At 73.0% G+C, this 16,366-nt stretch carries 14 protein-coding genes; 6 read left to right on the top strand and 8 right to left on the bottom strand.

Annotated features, from left to right (window positions below):
- Window positions 1–69 precede the first annotated feature (69 nt).
- Both QBL25_RS14925 and QBL25_RS14920 read left to right on the top strand, forming a co-directional pair.
- Window positions 70–1,116, top strand: a complete 1,047-nt coding sequence (locus QBL25_RS14925) for an NADP-dependent oxidoreductase (protein WP_409057522.1) — start codon at window positions 70–72, stop codon at window positions 1,114–1,116.
- Window positions 1,117–1,262: 146 nt separating this feature from the next.
- Window positions 1,263–1,691, top strand: coding sequence for an organic hydroperoxide resistance protein (locus QBL25_RS14920; protein ID WP_409057521.1), 429 nt, complete (start codon window positions 1,263–1,265; stop codon window positions 1,689–1,691).
- Window positions 1,692–1,764: 73 nt separating this feature from the next.
- Here the strand turns inward: QBL25_RS14920 and QBL25_RS14915 are convergent, their stop codons facing one another.
- Together QBL25_RS14915 and QBL25_RS14910 are read right to left on the bottom strand one after the other, a co-directional pair.
- On the bottom strand, window positions 1,765–2,919 hold the full coding sequence (locus QBL25_RS14915) for a serine hydrolase domain-containing protein (RefSeq protein ID WP_409057520.1): 1,155 nt from the start codon (window positions 2,917–2,919) through the stop codon (window positions 1,765–1,767).
- A gap of 31 nt (window positions 2,920–2,950) precedes the next feature.
- Complete coding sequence (locus QBL25_RS14910; RefSeq protein ID WP_409057519.1) at window positions 2,951–5,569, bottom strand: M14 family zinc carboxypeptidase; 2,619 nt, start codon at window positions 5,567–5,569, stop codon at window positions 2,951–2,953.
- A 125-nt stretch (window positions 5,570–5,694) separates the two neighbouring features.
- On the opposite strand from QBL25_RS14910, the gene QBL25_RS14905 reads away from it, so the two are divergent.
- A complete protein-coding gene (locus QBL25_RS14905; protein ID WP_409057518.1) occupies window positions 5,695–6,564 on the top strand; it encodes an EI24 domain-containing protein in 870 nt (289 codons plus the stop codon).
- Here QBL25_RS14905 and QBL25_RS14900 read toward each other — a convergent pair.
- The 3 genes from QBL25_RS14900 to QBL25_RS14890 form a co-directional block, all read right to left on the bottom strand.
- Entirely contained in the window at window positions 6,545–7,894 is a 1,350-nt protein-coding gene (locus QBL25_RS14900) for a pyroglutamyl peptidase (protein ID WP_409057517.1), read from the bottom strand. The genes QBL25_RS14905 and QBL25_RS14900 overlap by 20 nt on opposite strands.
- A 254-nt stretch (window positions 7,895–8,148) precedes the next feature.
- On the bottom strand, window positions 8,149–8,490 hold the full coding sequence (locus QBL25_RS14895) for a DUF5713 family protein (RefSeq protein ID WP_409057516.1): 342 nt from the start codon (window positions 8,488–8,490) through the stop codon (window positions 8,149–8,151).
- A 79-nt stretch (window positions 8,491–8,569) separates the two neighbouring features.
- Entirely contained in the window at window positions 8,570–9,541 is a 972-nt protein-coding gene (locus QBL25_RS14890; protein ID WP_409062658.1) for a LysR family transcriptional regulator, read from the bottom strand.
- 49 nt (window positions 9,542–9,590) lie between these two features.
- On the opposite strand from QBL25_RS14890, the gene QBL25_RS14885 reads away from it, so the two are divergent.
- Window positions 9,591–10,406, top strand: a complete 816-nt coding sequence (locus QBL25_RS14885) for an NAD(P)-dependent oxidoreductase (RefSeq protein ID WP_409057515.1) — start codon at window positions 9,591–9,593, stop codon at window positions 10,404–10,406.
- 111 nt (window positions 10,407–10,517) lie between these two features.
- Window positions 10,518–10,913, top strand: a complete 396-nt coding sequence (locus QBL25_RS14880) for a RidA family protein (protein WP_409057514.1) — start codon at window positions 10,518–10,520, stop codon at window positions 10,911–10,913.
- Here QBL25_RS14880 and QBL25_RS14875 read toward each other — a convergent pair whose 3' ends face one another.
- Window positions 10,914–11,507 (bottom strand): TetR/AcrR family transcriptional regulator, encoded by a 594-nt coding sequence (locus QBL25_RS14875; RefSeq protein WP_409057513.1) that lies wholly within the window; start codon window positions 11,505–11,507, stop codon window positions 10,914–10,916.
- Window positions 11,508–11,700: 193 nt separating this feature from the next.
- On the opposite strand from QBL25_RS14875, the gene QBL25_RS14870 reads away from it, so the two are divergent.
- On the top strand, window positions 11,701–14,154 hold the full coding sequence (locus QBL25_RS14870; RefSeq protein WP_409057512.1) for a glycoside hydrolase family 3 protein: 2,454 nt from the start codon (window positions 11,701–11,703) through the stop codon (window positions 14,152–14,154).
- Between the two features lie 22 nt (window positions 14,155–14,176).
- Here QBL25_RS14870 and QBL25_RS14865 read toward each other — a convergent pair whose 3' ends face one another.
- Together QBL25_RS14865 and QBL25_RS14860 are read right to left on the bottom strand one after the other, a co-directional pair.
- A complete protein-coding gene (locus QBL25_RS14865; protein WP_409057511.1) occupies window positions 14,177–15,163 on the bottom strand; it encodes an aldose epimerase family protein in 987 nt (328 codons plus the stop codon).
- Window positions 15,164–15,200: 37 nt separating this feature from the next.
- Entirely contained in the window at window positions 15,201–16,115 is a 915-nt protein-coding gene (locus QBL25_RS14860; RefSeq protein ID WP_409057510.1) for an SGNH/GDSL hydrolase family protein, read from the bottom strand.
- Window positions 16,116–16,366 lie beyond the last annotated feature (251 nt).

Below are 16,366 nucleotides of genomic sequence, written 5' to 3'. Positions count from 1 at the left end.
CAACATGAAGCATTTTCGAGACGTCAGGCTTCCGGAAGCGGCAGCCTGAGCAGGAGGAGGACGCCCCGCATGTCCGTCACCCCCGTAGCCCCCGGGTCCGAGCAGCTCCCCGCCGTCAGCCGTGAGTGGCACCTCGTGCGCCGTCCGCACGGCTGGCCGGTGCCGGAGGACTTCGCGCTGCGCGAGGCCCCCGTGGCCGCTCCGGCCGACGGCCAGGTCCTGGTCCGCAACCTGCACTTCTCCGTGGACCCGTACATGCGGGGCCGGATGAACGACGTGAAGTCGTACACCCCGCCGTTCCAGCTGGACCAGCCCATGCAGGGCGGTGCGGTCGGCGAGGTCGTCGCGTCGAACGCCGAGGGCCTGGCCGTGGGCGACCACGTCCTGCACTTCGCCGGCTGGCGTGAGTACGCGACCGTCCCGGCCAAGCACGCCGTCAAGGTGGACGCGCAGGCCGCGCCGCTCTCGGCGTACCTCGGCGTGCTCGGCATGCCGGGCCTGACCGCCTACGCGGGCCTCTTCGAGGTCGCCTCCTTCAAGGAGGGCGACGCGGTGTTCGTCTCGGGCGCCGCGGGCGCCGTCGGCTCCCAGGTCGGCCAGATGGCCAAGCTCAAGGGCGCCTCGCGCGTCATCGGCTCGGCGGGCTCGGACGAGAAGGTCAAGCTCCTCGTCGAGGAGTACGGCTTCGACGCCGCGTTCAACTACAAGGACCCGCGGCCGGTCGTGGAGCAGCTGAAGGAAGCGGCCCCCGACGGCATCGACGTCTACTTCGACAACGTCGGCGGCGAGCACCTCGAAGCCGCCATCAGCCGTCTGAACGTGCACGGCCGCGTCACCATCTGCGGCATGATCGCCGCCTACAACGACACCGAGCCGACGCCGGGCCCGCGCAACATGGCCATGATCATCGGTAAGCGCCTGCGCCTCCAGGGGATCCTCGTCGGGGACCACGAGGCGCTCCAGCCGCAGTTCGTCTCCGAGGTCGGCGCGTGGATCCGCTCCGGTGAGCTCAAGTACAACGAGACCGTCGTCGAGGGCGTCGAGAACGGCGTCGACGCGTTCCTCGGCATGCTGCGCGGCGAGAACACCGGAAAGATGGTCGTTTCCCTCGCCTGAGACCGGTGAGTGGTGACGTAGGGGCGGCGGACGGTGGCCGGAGCAGGTGGCCGCCGACCGTCGTTTTCCGTCATCCGATAAAGTAATTCCACATTGTCGCGACTGTGGGCGCGCATCGCGGACTATCTCAGGAGGAACCGGCACTTATGTCCATCCAGCAGATCGACGTCAAGTACACCGCCGTCGCCACCGCCGAGAACGGCCGTGACGGCCGCGTCGCCACCGACGACGGCAAGCTCGACGTCGTCGTCAACCCGCCGAAGGAGATGGGCGGCAGCGGCGCCGGCACCAACCCCGAGCAGCTCTTCGCGGCCGGCTACAGCGCCTGCTTCCAGGGCGCCCTCGGCGTGGTGGCCCGCAAGGAGAACGCCGACATCTCCGGCTCGACCGTGACCGCCAAGGTCGGCATCGGCCAGACCGAGGCCGGCGGCTTCGGCCTCGAGGTCGCCATCAGCGCCTCCATCCCGAACGTGGACGCCGCCACCGCGCAGTCCCTCATCGAGAAGGCCCACCAGGTGTGCCCGTACTCGAACGCCACGCGCGGCAACATCAAGGTGGAGCTCTCGGTCGCCTGACCGTCTCCCCGTACGCACGACGCAGGGCCGCACCCCGGCGGGGGTGCGGCCCTCCGTCGCGTCAGCTGCCGCGTCAGCCGAGCGCGGCCGTGTGGATGGCCCGTACGAGGCGCTCGTTCTCCGGGGCCGGACCGCCCGGGAAGGCGAACCGGCGGCGCGTGTACCCGTAGGCGAGCCCGCTGTACGGATCGGCGAACGCCTGGGAGCCGCCCGCGCCGCTGTGCCCGATGGCCCCCGCGCCGAGGAACGGGTACCAGGCGTCGGAGGTGTTCTGGAACCCCACCCCGAACGACTTGTGGGCCCGCGCCACCAGGTCGTACCCGGTGGATTGGATCTGCCCGAACGCCGCCACGGTGTCCGCCTTCAGAAGGGGCTCGCGGCCGTCGAGCCCGGTGACCGCCGCCGCGTACATCCCCGCGAGGCCGCGCGCGGACGCCACGCCCCCGGCGGACGCGGGCCCCTTGGCCCGCACCGCGCGGGAGTTGGGGAACGCCTCCAGATCGGTGGGGTGCGCGCCGTTGCGGTTGAAGGAGATGGACGCCAGGCTGCCCGGCTGCGGCGGCAGGGAGTCCAGGAACGCCCGCTCGTCGGCGGACGGGAGCATCGGCAGCACGGAACGGAAACGCGGCTCCAGCTCCTCGGGAAGCCCGAGGAAGAAGTCGAGCCCGAGCGGGGCGCGGACAAGCTCCTCGAACAGCTCCTGCACCGTGCGCCCGGTGGCCCGCAGGACGACTTCGGCGGCCAGCGCTCCGGCGCAGAGCGCGTGGTAGCCGAAGGCGGTGCCGGGGCGCCAGTAGGGGCGCTGGGCCGCCAGGCGGGTCGCGACGAGGTGGTCGTCGGCGATCTCCTCCGGAGTGAAGCCGGAGTCGGTGCCGACGACCCCCACGCGGTGCGACAGGAGCTCCCGCAGGGTGGCCGCCCCCTTGCCCTCGGCGGCGAACTCCGGCCAGTAGGAGGCCACTGCGCGGTCCAGGTCCAACACGCCGTCCTGGACCAGCAGGGCCACGACGAGGTAGGCCGCGCCCTTGGTGGACGAGTAGACCCCGAAGAGCGTCCCGCCGTCCGTGTCGGGCCCCACCCACAGGTCGACGACCCGCGTTCCCCGCACGGAGGCGGAGAGCTGCGCGGCATGGTCGGGTTTCTCCGCGGCGAGCACGGCGGTGAACGCCTCCCGCACGGCTTCGTATCCGGCCGCGACGGTGCCTCGCACCTTGATCTCACGGGTCATGCGGGTCGCGCCTCCTCGGTTCCGGCTTCGGTCACACGCTCAGCAATGCCCGCCCCACCTGCGGGAACACCCCCTTGGGGTGGTCGCGGAACAGCGGCTCGGTGCCGAACAGGACCACCCGCGAGCCCGCGGCGGAACCACTCACCACGGAAGCCTGGCCCGCGGCGTCCGCGGGACCGCCGGCACCGTCGACCGCCCGCCAGTGCCCGGAGAGCAGCGGATTCCCGGTCGCGTACGACTGGTCCACCCGCACCCCGCTGCCGAGCCCCTTGAACCACAGGGGCGCGTAGACGAAGGAGTGCCCGATCGCCCCGCCGGTGACCGGTCCTCCGGCGTTGACGACCCGCACCACTCCGTTGGCGTCGCCGTTCCCCTGGACCGCCTCCACGGCCAGCAGCTTCGCGTCGGAGTTCAGCGCCGCCCCTTCCGCGCCACGCCCGACGAGCCCGCCGCCACCGGCGAGGAACGCGTCGAGTCCGGCCTTGGCCCCGGCGTTCAGCTCCTGGTACGCGAGCCCGGCCGACACGAACAGGGCGTCCGCCCCCGACTTCTTCCAGTCGAACCCGGCGTTGAGGACGTCCGTCGACACCGGCACCACCTCGAAGTTCATCTCCCGCAGCGCGAGCAGCTCGCCGGGAGTGACGGCCGCGGCCACCCGGGTGGCCCGCACCACGGCGCCCCCCTTCACCTTGGTCGCGTCGAAGGCGACGTCGTACTTCCGCGCCGCCACGGCCGCCGCGCCGCGTGCGGCCGACGGCAGGACCACGCTTCCGTCGGCGGCACGCCGTACGGAAGTCCCCTGCTTCAGGAGCCAGTTGAGCGCGGCGACCTCCCGCGCGTCGTCGAGCCGCAGCCGCAGGTCACCGCGCGACGCGACATGCCCGACCCGCGACGCCGAGTCCACGGCGCGGGTCCGCACGCCGGACAGCGAGCCGCCCTTCACCGGGTTCACCGTCGCGCCCCACAGCCGCCCGAGGCTCCACCCCGAGATGTCGTACATGGTGGACACCTTGTCGCTGATGTCGCGCCCGTCGGCGAGCATCACGTTGGCCATCCCGCGCTTGGGCTGGCGCATGTCGACGACGTACGAACCCTCGGCGTACGAGGTCCCGCCGAGCCGGAAGTCCTTCGTGGCCCTGCGCACGCGGACGTCGTTGTCGAGCAGGTGCTCCACGAGACGCGAGGCCGCCGCGGCCGAGCGCTGGCCGCGCGCGCCCTTCTCCTTGCCCCGCGGGATCACGTACGCGCGGGGGAAGTCGGTCGTGTAGACGTCCTCCGGGCCGATCCCCGGCACCCCGGGCACGGTCTCCGGCGACACCGGCACCTGCGCGGCGCCCGCCGCGCCCCGCCGGAACGTCTCGATCTGGTCGGCGATCACCGACGTGCGGTGCTCCTGCGTGTACTTCAGCGTGGCCGACATCGCCGCGCCCGCGATGTCCACGTTGATCGCGGAGCGCCGCCGCAGCTCCGGCACCGGAAGTTCGTCGTACTCGTCGTTGTTGACGGTCATCGGGAACTCGATGGTGTGCGCGGCGACCGCGCCGTGGAACGGCATGTACTGCGGGGTGAAGATCGGCGGCCAGTCGTCCCAGCCCTCCTCCTGGTCCCGGAAGGGGATGATCGCCGGCTCGACGCCGTCCTTCTCGGGGGTGTAGCCGAGGCCGTTGACCGCGGCCTCCATCCCGAGGGCGTTGGCGTAGGAGTTCTTCAGGAAGAGGTCGTACTCGTAGTTCTCGCCGTGCGGGGGAGTGGTCGGCTCGATCAGCGTGCCGTTCACGTACCCGTGCAGGTCGATCATGACCGCGGGCTGCTTGTCGATCGCGATCTGCCGCATCGCGCGGACCTCGGGCTGCGAGGCGGTGATGAAGTCGCGGTTGAGGTCGAAGCCGTTGGCGTTGGCGCGGGTGCCCGCGATGCGCCCGTCGGGGTTGGCCGTGACGTTGAAGTAGAGGCGGTTGTGCGCGAGGAGGTCCTTCGTCGTGCCGTCCTCGGCCTTCGCGAGCTTCTCGATCAGCTTGAGGGCGGCGTCGGTGCCCTCCCACTCGTTGCCGTGGATGTTGTTGTTGACGAAGACCGGCGTCTTGTACGAGGCCTTCACCGCCCGGTCCTTGGCGGCGGCGGCCGGCGCGTTCTCGATGAGCTCGCGCATCCGCTCCTGCCGGGCGGTCTCCTTGGCCGACTCGGGGGCCGTCACGGTCACCAGGTAGAGCTGGTGACCGCCCGCCGAGCGGCCCGCGATCTCCACGCTGACCCGGTCGCCGATGCCCTGGAGGGCGTTCAGCTTCGGGGCGAGCGAGTGGTAGGGGGCCAGGCCCAGCTTTATCGACTTGTCGTCAGGGTTGACGGGCGGTGCGGTGAGCTTCTGCTCGCGGGGATAGCCGCGGTCCTTGCCGGACCCGGACCGGGACCCGGACCCGGGGCTCTGCGCGTCCCCCAGCGCCCGGTCCGCGGCGCTCTTTGGGGCCTTGGCGGCCCGTTCCGTGCTGCTGAGGGGAGATCCCTCGCGGAGGACGTCGCGGCCGCCGGGGCGGGGGTCGGCGGTCGCGCTGCCGGGGGCGAGGGTGGTGAACAGCAGGGCGCCCGCCGACGCGAGGGCCGTGAGCAGAACGGGTCTGGGCGAAACCGGTCTCAATGGCCGGGATATCCCCATGCGTGCCTCCTGGAGAGAAGTCGGTACGCGTGGTCTACCTTCTCAACCCCCGCGCAACAAGAGGGCCTTGCGCCCCACGCGTCCCGTGGACCGCGGGGCCGCGACCGGCGGATAGGCTGTGCCGCATGCGTGATCTGGGACGAGGCTTCGGCTATCTGATGAAGGGCCAGCGCTGGGTCGCCCAGCACGGCAAGCAGTACGGAGTCGGCCTGCTGCCCGGCCTGATCACCCTGCTCCTCTACGCGGCCGCGCTCGTCGCGCTGGCCCTGTGGGGCACGGACGTCGTCGGCTGGGCGACCCCCTTCGCGGACGACTGGTCCGCGCCGTGGCTCGGGCTGTTCCGCGGCTTCCTCACCGTGCTGCTCTTCGCGCTCGCGCTCCTCCTGTCGGTCATCACCTTCACGGCGGTGACACTCCTGATCGGCCAGCCCTTCTACGAGTCGCTGTCCGAGAAGGTCGACATCTCCGTCGCCGGGTTCGCCCCCGAGTCGGGCCTGCCGCTCTGGCGCGAGCTGTGGATCTCCGCCCGCGACAGCCTCCGTATCGTCCTGCGCGCCGCGGTCTGGGGCATCCTGCTCTTCGCCCTCGGCTTCATCCCGGTCGTCGGCCAGACCGTCGTCCCCGTGGTCGGCTTCTGCGTGACGGGCTTCTTCCTGGTGGAGGAGCTGACGGCGGTGGCGCTCCAGCGCCGGGGCATCGAGGCCCGCGAGCGGCTCGCGCTGCTGCGTGGCCGCAAGCAGCTTGCCTGGGGCTTCGGCACCCCGCTCGCCGTGGCCTTCCTGGTCCCGTTCGTCGCGGTGTTCCTGATGCCGGGAGCGGTCGCGGGCGCGACGCTCATGGCGCGGGAGCTGATCGGCGAGGACGAGACGGAGGACCCGCGGGGGCCGGCCGATCCGGCCGGATCGGCCGGATCGGCCGGATCGGCCGACGGAACGGGACCGGGCGGCGCGGCCGGCCCCGGCGGGCAGCCGTCCGCTACCGGCGGGCGTCCATAGCCACCGTCAGGATCGTGCGTACCTGCGCGATGATGTCGAGGCGGTTGCGCACGAACTCGGGGTCGGTGACCTTGCCCGTCGCCGGGTCGGTGTTGCCCGCCCCGAACTGAAGGATCGGCGTGTGCACATGGCCGCCGGGCAGCCGGTCGTGCAGCCCGAGGCGGTCGCGCAGCAGCGTCGCCCGGTAGGCGATCTCGTTCGACAGGTAGTTGCCGCCGCCGCCCTCACGGGCCGTCGACCCCTCGGTGGGCCCGTCGGGGCGCACCACGGGGGTGCTCTGCCCGGCGGGGATCTCGGTCACCGACGTGTTGTCGTACACGGGGAAGCGCCCCGTCCCGGCGCTCACGATCTCCTTGTACGGGAGGGTCGTGGACGTCCACTGGGGCTGCGAGGCCGGGTCGGCGACCGGGACGGTCTGCGTGCGCGAGAGGTTCTCGTTGTCGGGGAAGCCGCCCCGCCAGGCCCCGTTGGTGCGCTCGATGTCGAAGCGGCCCGCACGGCCCTGGCTGATGGTGGTGAAGAGGTCGACGCGGGGCAGATGGGCGCGCAGGGTGCGCTCGACCGTCCCCTCCGCGAAGTCGTCCCAGCGGACGGGGAAGACCACGGTCTCCACGCGGGCGGGCCCGTCGGCGGTCTCGATCACGGTGCCGTCGAGCGCGAGGGCGGTCGCGCCGGACGGGTTGCTGATGCGGACGTCCCGGTCGAGAGTGAAGGGGTCGAAGCCGGTGACGAGGATGCGCTGGAGACCGTGCCCCGCACGGTCGTTCTTCGCGTGGTCGTTCTTCGCGTGGTCGTTCTTCGCGGGGTCGTTCCTCGGTCGGTCCTTCTCCGCGTGGCCCCTCTTCGGATAGGTGACGGAGTCGTGTCCGCGCGAGGCGTCCTCCAGGGCCCGCAGGAGCCGGGCGTGCCGGGCCTCGCTCACGTCGGACCCGGCCGGCTTCCACTGCCGCAGCTCCCGGGTCATGCCGAGCCGGGCCCAGTACAGCGGCCGGTCGTCGTCCCTGCTCAGCGCGTCGGGCCCGCCCGTCGCGGGACCCCGCCCCTGCGCCCGGTCGACCGCGCGCCGCCACAGTGCCTCGCCCTGCCGTTCGACGATGCGCTTGGCCTCGCCGTACGTGCGGGCGCGGTCGAGCGCCTTGGCGAACGCGGGGGCCACGGCGTCGAATCCGCTGCGGCGCAGGATCTCCTGCGGGGCGGCCCGGTCAAGGCGCTGCTCCTCGGTGGTGGCGGCCGGTGCGGGGGCCGCCGACGCGGGGGCGGCGGCGAGGGCGAGCAGGAGGGCGGCACCGAGCGCGGCGAGCCGCGGGGAGACGGTGGGCGTGTGTGACACGGGAGTCCTTCCGTGGCCGGTGGGGTGGTCGCAGTATCCCGGCAGGAAGGCGGCCGGGAAAGAGCCACTGAGTCACCGCGGCGTGCTCCGCCGGCCCGCGCGGGGCGTGGAGGAGCGCAGGCGTGGGTGCAGGGACGCAGGGGTACAGGCAGGGGTGCAGCCGTGGGTGCAGGGGGTGCACGGGGCGCCTGCGGGGCTGCGGACGTGCGGGCCCTCACCACTCCCGACGGGCCCTCACCACTCCCGGCGGGCCCTCACCACTCCCGTCCGGCCACCAGCTCTTCCACGTCGGCGTCGGCGAAGCCGTAGGCCGACGCCACGAAGGCGAAGTCTCCGGCTATCTCCTCCCGCGCGACGGTCTCGATCTCGCTGCCCGCCTCGTCGAACTCCGCCTCCAGGACGTTGAACTCCTCCGTCGCCACCGCCGTCAGGGCGTACAGCGCGTCGAGGCCGTCCGGCCGCTCGGCCTCGATGCGCTCGCAGAGGCGCACCAGGATCGCCCGCCCCTTGTCCAGCACGTGGCCGGGGTAGTACGCGTCCCCGTACAGCTCCCGCAGAAAGGCGTGCCCGGCCGCCTGCTGGTTCGTGATCGGCATGAGGTGCCCTTCGCCAAGTCGCCGAGATCCTGTGGTCACTTCGATGGTGCACCACGCCACTGACAACGGCCGAAGCCGCTCAATCGGCAAGCGCCGCCCGCAGCGCCGCCACGAACGGCTCCACCGCGGGCGGCACGGCCCGGCCCCGCGCGGTCGCCGCGTACACGGCACGCGCGGGCGCGTCCTCGGCGCACACCGGGACCAGGGTGATGTCGGGGCGGACGGACGCGGCGGCCAGCGCGGGCACGAGCGTGACCCCGAGCCCCGCGGCCACATACCCCTGCTTGGCGGTCCACTCGGCAACGACATGGGCGACCCGCGGCCGAAAGCCGAGCCGGTGCGCCTGCGCCAGGAGAGTCCCCCCGGTGTCCGCGCTGCCGGATATCCAGTCCTCCGAGGCGAGTTGGACCAGCCGCACGGACGCGTGGCCGGCCAGCGCGTGACCCGGCGGCAGAGCCACGTACAGCCCCTCGTCCAGGAGGTGACGCAGCTCGTACGCCTCCGTCCCGCCCCCGTCCAGCGCCCCGCCCGTCGAGGAGACGACCGCGAGGTCGAGCTCGCCCGCACCGACGCGGGCGAGCAGCCCCGGCGTCAGGCCCTCCTCGCGGGCAAGCGTGACGCCGGGATGCCGGGCGCGGAACGCGGCGATGGCCCGGGGCACCAGCGCCGCGTCGGCCGTCGCGAACGCCCCGAAGCGCAGGGTCCCGCCGGTCACCTCGCGCAGGGACGTCAACTCCCGCCGCATGGCGTGCAGTCGGGCCACGGTCTCCTCGGCGAGCGGCAGGAGCGTACGGCCGTGGGCGGTCAGGCGAACGCCCCGTGGCAGCCGGTCGAAGAGCGGGTCGCCGCCGAGTGCCGCCTCCAGGGAGGAGATCTGCCGCGAGACGGCGGACTGCGTCCAGCCGAGGTCGCGGGCGGCCACGGTGAAGGAGCCGTGCCGCGCGACGTCCAGGAAGGCGCGGAGCCAGACGGTGGAGAGGTCGGGCGGCGGCTCGGGCGGGGAAGTGGCCTGGTCCGTCCGTGCGGTATGCGGATCGGGCATGGCCCGCATGCTAGACATTCGCTTGTCGCATCCCGCGCCCGGGCCTAGCGTCGAAGCCATGGAGAAGATCGCGTTTCTTGGACTGGGGCACATGGGCGAGCCGATGGCCCGCCAACTCCTGGCGGCCGGGCATCCCTTGACGGTCTGGAACCGGACCGCGGAGAAGGCGGACGCGCTGGTGGCGGAGGGGGCCCGGCTCGCCTCCGGTCCCGCGGATGCCGTGCGGGACGCCGATGTCGTCATCACCATGCTGGCGGGCCCCGACGCGGTGCGTGCCGTGGCCGACGCCATCGTGCCGGAGCTGCGGAAGGGCGCGTATTGGGTGGAGATGTCCACCGTCGGGCCCGATGTCGTACGGGAGCTGGCGGCCCGTACGCCGGAGGGTGTGACCCTCGTCGACGCGCCCGTCATGGGGAGCACGGACAAGGCCGCGGCGGGGCGGCTCGGGATCCTCGCCGGGGGAGAGGCGGACGGCGTCGAGCCGGTCCTGGCGCGCTTCGGACCCGTGACCCGCACGGGCCCGCTCGGCTCGGGGGCCGCGCTGAAGCTCGTCGTCAACACCGCCGTCATCGGGGGCGTCGCGCTCGTGGCCGAGGCGATGAAGCTGGCGGACGCGCTGGGTCTGGACGAGGAGACGGCCAAGGGGGCGCTCGCCGGCGGGCCGCTCGGGGGCGCGGTGGGCCGTGCCTTCGCCACGGACGTGCACTTCGGCAGCGACCTCGCGGTGAAGGACGTCGCGCTCGCCACGGAGGTCACCCGGCTCCCGGCGATGGAGGCGGTCCTCGGCCACTACCAGGCCGCCGCGGCCGACCCGGACGTCGTCCGCGAGGACATCGCGCGAGCGGTCGCCCACATCCGCTCCCGCGCCACCTGAGGCACCGCGACCGGCACACGCCCCACGGAGAGACACCCGCGCCGACCCCCTCACGTCACCCCCCTCTGGCCCCGACACCCCGGCACCCACACCACAGGAGCAGCCCGCGTCATGCGCGTGACCATAGGCAACCCCGCGTCCGCCCCTCAGCCCCTCGGCCCGTACTCGCAGGTCGCCCGCGTCGAACCGGACGGCACGGGCGCCCTGTTGTACCTCTCGGGACAGATCGCCGACGGCGACGGCGTCGCCGCCCAGAGCCGGGGCATCTTCCGGACCCTGTCCGCCCTGCTCGACGCGCACGGCGCGACGCTCGACGACATCATCAACATCCGTACGTTCATGACGGACCTCGGCGACCTGCCCGCCTACGCCGCCGTACGCGCCGAGTTCCTCACCGCGACGCCGCCCACCAGTACGACGGTCGAGGTGCCGCGGCTCTTCCGGCCGGAGGCGCTCATCGAGGTCGACGTCGTGGCGGCCGTCCCGTCCGGCGCCCCCGGAGCCTGATCAGCCGCCGCTCCCGCTGCCGCCGCCGTCCAGCAGGGCCAGGAAGTTCCTGAACGCCCCCGCCATGTCCACCGACTCGGGGTCCAGGAGCCACTGGTACTGGAGCCCGTCCATCACCGCGACGAGCAGGGGCGCCGCAGCCTCCGGGGTGAGGCCCCCGGGGAGCCGGTCCCCGTACTCCACGCGCAGGACGGCGGCGAACTTCTCCCGCACCGATCCGTACCGCTCGGTGAAGTACTCCCGCGCCGGATGCCCGTCCGTGACGCTCTCGCCGAGCAGCGCGGAGAAGGTCTGGATGATGCCGGGACGCATCGCGTTGTACTCGACGAGCGAGCCGAGCAGGTCGAGGCGGATCTCGTTCGCCGGGACCGCGTCCCACTGGTCGCGGGCCTCCAGGACGGCGACGAGCAGGGCGTCCTTCGTGGGGAAGTGGTGCAGCAGCCCCTGCTGGGTGAGTCCGACCCGCTCGGCGACCGCGCCCATGCTCGCGCCGCGGTAGCCGCGCTCGGCGATCACCTCCAGGGCGGCCCGGAGGATCTCCGCGCGCCGCTCCTCACTTCTGGCCCTGGTCGCGGGCTTGGCCTTGGGCGCCATCGCGTCTGCCCCTTCACGTTCTCGCCTGCGCGTTCCGGTCCTGCTCGCGGCACGACCGTACGTCATGCCGTCCCTGAACATAACGTCCGGATCACGAAACCTACCGGCCTACAGGTGGGCGAGGCAGGATGGAAGGAGCGAACGCAGGGACGGAACGCACCGGACCGACGGACTTCAACGAGGAGGTACCGCCATGGCGGGAACCCAGGGCCCCGGAGCCACGCAGGCCGACCGGGCGCGCGAGGCGGCCGTGGAGGCCGCGCTCGGCGCGCTGGATCTGGACGCCAAGACCCGGCTGCTCGGCGGCCGCGACATGTGGTCGCTGCACGCCCTGCCCGAGATCGGCCTGGCGTCCCTCGTGATGTCGGACGGCCCGATCGGCGTGCGCGGCACCCGCTGGACCGCCGACGACCCCTCCGTCGCCCTGCCGTCCCCCACCGCGCTCGCCGCCACCTGGGACCCGGCCCTGGCCCGCCGCGCGGGCGCCCTGCTCGCCCAGGAGGCCCGCCGCAAGGGCGTCCACGTCCTCCTCGCGCCCACCGTGAACCTGCACCGCTCACCGCTGGGCGGCCGGCACTTCGAGGCGTACAGCGAGGACCCGTATCTGACCGGCGCCATCGGCACCGGGTACGTCCAGGGCGTGCAGTCCGGCGGCGTCGGCACGACCGTCAAGCACTTCGTCGCCAACGACGCCGAGACCGACCGCTTCACCGTCGACAACAAGGTCGGGGCGCGCGCCCTGCGCGAGCTGTACCTCGCGCCCTTCGAGGCGATCGTGGCCAACGCCCGCCCCTGGGGCATCATGACCGCGTACAACCAGGTCAACGGCTCGACGATGACCGAGCACCGGTATCTGGTCAACGAGGTCCTGCGCGGGGAGTGGGGCTTCGACGGCTACAACGTCTCGGACTGGATGGCCGCCCGCTCGACCGCCGGAGCCGTCGAGGGCGGCCTCGACGTCGCCATGCCGGGCCCGCGGACCGTGTACGGCGACGCGCTCGCCGCAGCGGTGCGCGAGGGCCGGGTCAAGGAGCCGGCGGTCGACGACGCCGTACGGCGCGTGCTGCGGCTCGCCGCCCGCGTCGGCGTCCTGGAGGGCGCCGAGCCCGTGGTCACGGACCTGCCCGCCGAGATCGACGGCGAGGCGCTCGCCCGCGAGATCGCCGCCCGCGCCTTCGTCCTGGTGCGCAACGAGGACGACGCGCTGCCCGTCCGGCCCGCCACCTCCGTCGCCCTCATCGGAGCCGCCGCACGCGACGCCCGCATCCTGGGCGGCGGCTCGGCCACCGTCTTCCCCGCCCGCGTGATCTCCCCGCTCGACGGCCTGCGGGCGGCGCTCGGCGAGGACTCCCTGACCTACGCCGTCGGCGCCGACCCGAGCGACGAACTCGCCCCCGCCGAGAAGGGGTTCGAGCTGCGAGCCGTCTGCCGCGACGCGGACGGCGGCATCCTGGGCGAGGGCAGCCTCCCCTCCGGCCAGGTGCAGTGGATCGGCGCCGACCTGCCCGAGGGCGCCACCCACGAGACGCTGGCCTCCGTCGAGGTCCTCGGCACGTTCACGCCGCGCGAGAGCGGCGAGCACTCCTTCGGCACGCGCGGCCTGGGCGCCTTCACGCTCTCCGTCGACGGCGAGATCGTCTACGACGGCTCCGAGGTGATGGGCGCCGAGTCCGACCCCTTCGAGGCGTTCTTCGGCTCACCGGTCGAGCGGGCCAAAGTGAACCTCACGGCGGGCGAGACGGTCGAGGTCTCCCTCTTCCACCCGCTCGACAAGGAGTACGCGGCCCCGCTGCCCGGCGTGGTCTTCTCCTTCGTGCACCTGGGTCCGCGCCGCGACCCCGACGCCCTGATCGCGGAGGCCGTCGAGGCGGCGCGCGGCGCGGACACCGCGATCGTGGTCGTCGCCACCACCGAACGCGTCGAGTCCGAGGGCTTCGACCGGAAGGACCTGCGCCTGCCGGGCCGCCAGGACGACCTGGTGCGCGCGGTGGCCGCCGCCAACCCCCGCACGGTCGTGGTCGTCAACTCCGGCTCCCCGGTGGAACTCCCGTGGCGCGAGGACGTCGCCGCGGTCCTGCTCGGCTGGTTCCCGGGCCAGGAGGGCGGCGCCGCCCTCGCCGACGTGCTGCTCGGCGCGCGCGAGCCGGGCGGACGGCTGCCCACGACGTGGGGCGCCCTCGCCGCCGCCCCGGTCACCCAGGTCACCCCGGCCGACGGCCAACTCACGTACAGCGAGGGTGTGTTCATCGGCTACCGCGCCTGGGAGAAGGCGGGCGCCACCCCCGCGTACGCCTTCGGCCACGGCCTCGGCTACACCGACTGGACGTACGAGTCCCTCGACCTGGAGGGCACGACGGCCACGGTCCGCGTCCGCAACGCGGGCCCGCGCGCGGGCCGGGAGGTCGTCCAGGTCTACCTCGCCCCGGCCGCGGACGACGCAAGCCGCCCGGCCCGCTGGCTGGCGGGCTTCGCGGGCGCCGAGGCCGCCCCCGGCGAGAGCGTGGAGGTACGGATCGAACTCCCGCGCCGCGCCTTCGAGACCTGGGACGAGGACAGCGGCTCCTGGACGTACCGCACCGGTTCGTACGAGGTCCAGGCGGGCCGCTCGGTCGCGGACCGGAGGCTGAGCGAGACGCTCGTCGTGTGACGCGGGCCGGCCTCCCGGCCGCTCAGCGCACCGAGAAGCCGTACACCGTCTCCGACGTGTACACCCCGTCCGGCCGCAGTACCGTGCCCGGGAACTGCGGCCGGTTGGGGGAGTCGGGGAAGTGCTGCGTCTCCAGCGCGATCCCGTCCCCGGCGGCGAACGGCAGCGGCTCCTCGAAGTGGTCCGCCGTGTACAGCTGGAGGCCCGGCTCCGTCGTCGCCACGGTCAGCACGCGCCCGGACGGAGGATCGCTCAGCTCCGCCACCTCGGCGGGCAGAGCGGTCACCCCCTTGTCGAGCACGTAGTTGTGGTCGATCCCGCCCCCGACCTTCCGCGCGTCCCGGAAGTCGAACCGCGTCCCGTCGACGTCCTCGTACGCCCCCGTGGGAATCTGCACCCCGTCCGTCGGCGTGATGCGCTCCGCCGCGATCCGCAGCTCGTGCCCGGCCGCGCTGCCGCTGCCGGCCCCGGCGAGGTTCCAGTACGTGTGGTTGGTGAGGTTCACGACCGTCGGGGCGTCGGTCGTCGCCTCGTACGCGATCCGCAGCGCGCCCGAGGCGTCCAGCTCGTACGTCACCGACACCGCGAGCCGCCCCGGATAGCCCTCCTCGCCGTCCGGGCTCACCCGGGAGAGCCGCACGCCGTGCTCGGTCTCCGTCGCCTCCCACACCCGCTTGTCGAAGCCGGCCGTGCCGCCGTGCAGCGCGTTGGGACCGTTGTTCCGCGCCAGGCGGTACTCCGTGCCGTCGAGCGTGAACCCGCCGCCCGCGATCCGGTTCGCGTACCGGCCCACCAGCGCCCCGAAGTACGGCCCGGGGTGATCGAGGTAGTCCTGGAGGGCGTCGAAGCCCAGGGCCACCGGCTCGCACCGCCCCGAACGGTCGGGAACTTCCGCCGACTGGATGATCCCGCCGTACGTCAGGACGCGTACCCGCACCCCGCCCCTTTCCAGGGTCCAGCGATGGACGGGGGTGCCGTCGGGGAGTGTCCCGAAGAGTTCACTGCGCATGATCGCGACCCTACGCCGGGCCGCCGCGCCGCCGGGCTCAGGCCCCGGGATCCTTGGGATTCTTGGCCTTCACCTGCCGGTAGGCCAACTCGGCCAGCCGCGACTGGCCGTCCTTGCTGGGGTGGAACCAGTCCCAGTGGCTCAACTGGTCGCCGTCGAAGCGGTAGTCGAAGACCGCGCCGCCGTCGTACCGGCAGCGCAGATCCTTGGCGCACACGTCCTCGAGCACGTCGTTGTACGCGACCACGCGGTTCTGCACGCTCTCCCGCCGCTGGGTCGCCGCCGCGTCGCGCGCGTCCGGGTCCGCCAGCATCGAGGCGCAGATGCCCAGCTTCCAGATCTGCTTGCCCAGCGGGTTGGTGCGCCCCTGCGACCAGAGCCGCTTCAGGTCCGGCACGGAGGTGACGTACACCTGGGTCTTGGGCAGCTCGCGCCGCAGCGTGCGCATCGCGTCCTGGAACTGGGCGCGGAACTCCGCGACCGACGTCATGGAGTCCGCCGAGGGGCGGCACGCGTCGTTCGCGCCCGCCATCACCGTGATCAGCTCGGGCCGCTTGGCCGCGGCCTGCTCGACCTGCCCGGGCAGGTCCGCCATCCGGGCGCCGGTCTTCGCGAAGTTCCAGCTGTGCTCGGTGGCCCGCCGCTCGCCCAGGAGCCGGGTGGCGAGGCTGCGCACCCCGGAGTCCGTGCCGGTCGCCCAGGACGCCTCGGGGCAGTCGGCGAGGACCGAGCAGGCGTCGAAGCCGCGGGTGATGGAGTCGCCGACGGCCGCCAGGGAGTCCGGGTCCGTGTTCCACGTCGGGGTGGGCTTGGGGGAGGGCTTGGCCGCCGATGGCCCCTTGGGTGCCGGGGTGTTGCCGGAGGAGTCGCACGCCGTGAGTGCGGCTGCGCACAGAAGTGCCGCCGTCGCGGTGGCGACGGCGGCACGCGAGCGGTGCTTTCGGTTCCGCATCCCCGGGTCCCCTCTGTTGCCGTGCGTCGGTCCGCCGCCGTAGGCCGACCGCGCCGTTTCGGCGCCCCTGCGAGTGAATGGTGGGCGATTCCTGGCCTCGGGACCGACGGTACGTCACACTCCTTGTTCCGCCGCACGGTAGCCTCGCCACCCAGTGGCACCCTGCTCTTTCGGTTCCGCTAAATTACATCACGTCACATCTGTCCCGTTTTCGGGAGTTTCCGAATTCAGGGCGACAACGCTCGGCACGG

Source organism: Streptomyces sp. SYP-A7185 (assembly GCF_046103685.1).
In the GTDB taxonomy this organism is placed as follows: Bacteria; Actinomycetota; Actinomycetes; order Streptomycetales; family Streptomycetaceae; genus Streptomyces.
This window is presented reverse-complemented; position numbering and strand designations above follow the sequence as displayed.

Bases quoted from the DNA above. Each gene is read 5' to 3' on its own strand.
- QBL25_RS14905 (WP_409057518.1), top strand. From the start codon at position 5,695: ATGCGTGATCTGGGACGAGGCTTCGGCTATCTGATGAAGGGCCAGCGC.
- QBL25_RS14895 (WP_409057516.1), bottom strand. From the start codon at position 8,490: ATGCCGATCACGAACCAGCAGGCGGCCGGGCACGCCTTTCTGCGGGAG.
- QBL25_RS14920 (WP_409057521.1), top strand. From the start codon at position 1,263: ATGTCCATCCAGCAGATCGACGTCAAGTACACCGCCGTCGCCACCGCC.
- QBL25_RS14860 (WP_409057510.1), bottom strand. From the start codon at position 16,115: ATGCGGAACCGAAAGCACCGCTCGCGTGCCGCCGTCGCCACCGCGACG.
- QBL25_RS14870 (WP_409057512.1), top strand. From the start codon at position 11,701: ATGGCGGGAACCCAGGGCCCCGGAGCCACGCAGGCCGACCGGGCGCGC.
- QBL25_RS14865 (WP_409057511.1), bottom strand. From the start codon at position 15,163: ATGCGCAGTGAACTCTTCGGGACACTCCCCGACGGCACCCCCGTCCAT.
- QBL25_RS14875 (WP_409057513.1), bottom strand. From the start codon at position 11,507: ATGGCGCCCAAGGCCAAGCCCGCGACCAGGGCCAGAAGTGAGGAGCGG.
- QBL25_RS14885 (WP_409057515.1), top strand. From the start codon at position 9,591: ATGGAGAAGATCGCGTTTCTTGGACTGGGGCACATGGGCGAGCCGATG.
- QBL25_RS14890 (WP_409062658.1), bottom strand. From the start codon at position 9,541: ATGCGGGCCATGCCCGATCCGCATACCGCACGGACGGACCAGGCCACT.
- QBL25_RS14880 (WP_409057514.1), top strand. From the start codon at position 10,518: ATGCGCGTGACCATAGGCAACCCCGCGTCCGCCCCTCAGCCCCTCGGC.
- QBL25_RS14915 (WP_409057520.1), bottom strand. From the start codon at position 2,919: ATGACCCGTGAGATCAAGGTGCGAGGCACCGTCGCGGCCGGATACGAA.
- QBL25_RS14910 (WP_409057519.1), bottom strand. From the start codon at position 5,569: ATGGGGATATCCCGGCCATTGAGACCGGTTTCGCCCAGACCCGTTCTG.
- QBL25_RS14925 (WP_409057522.1), top strand. From the start codon at position 70: ATGTCCGTCACCCCCGTAGCCCCCGGGTCCGAGCAGCTCCCCGCCGTC.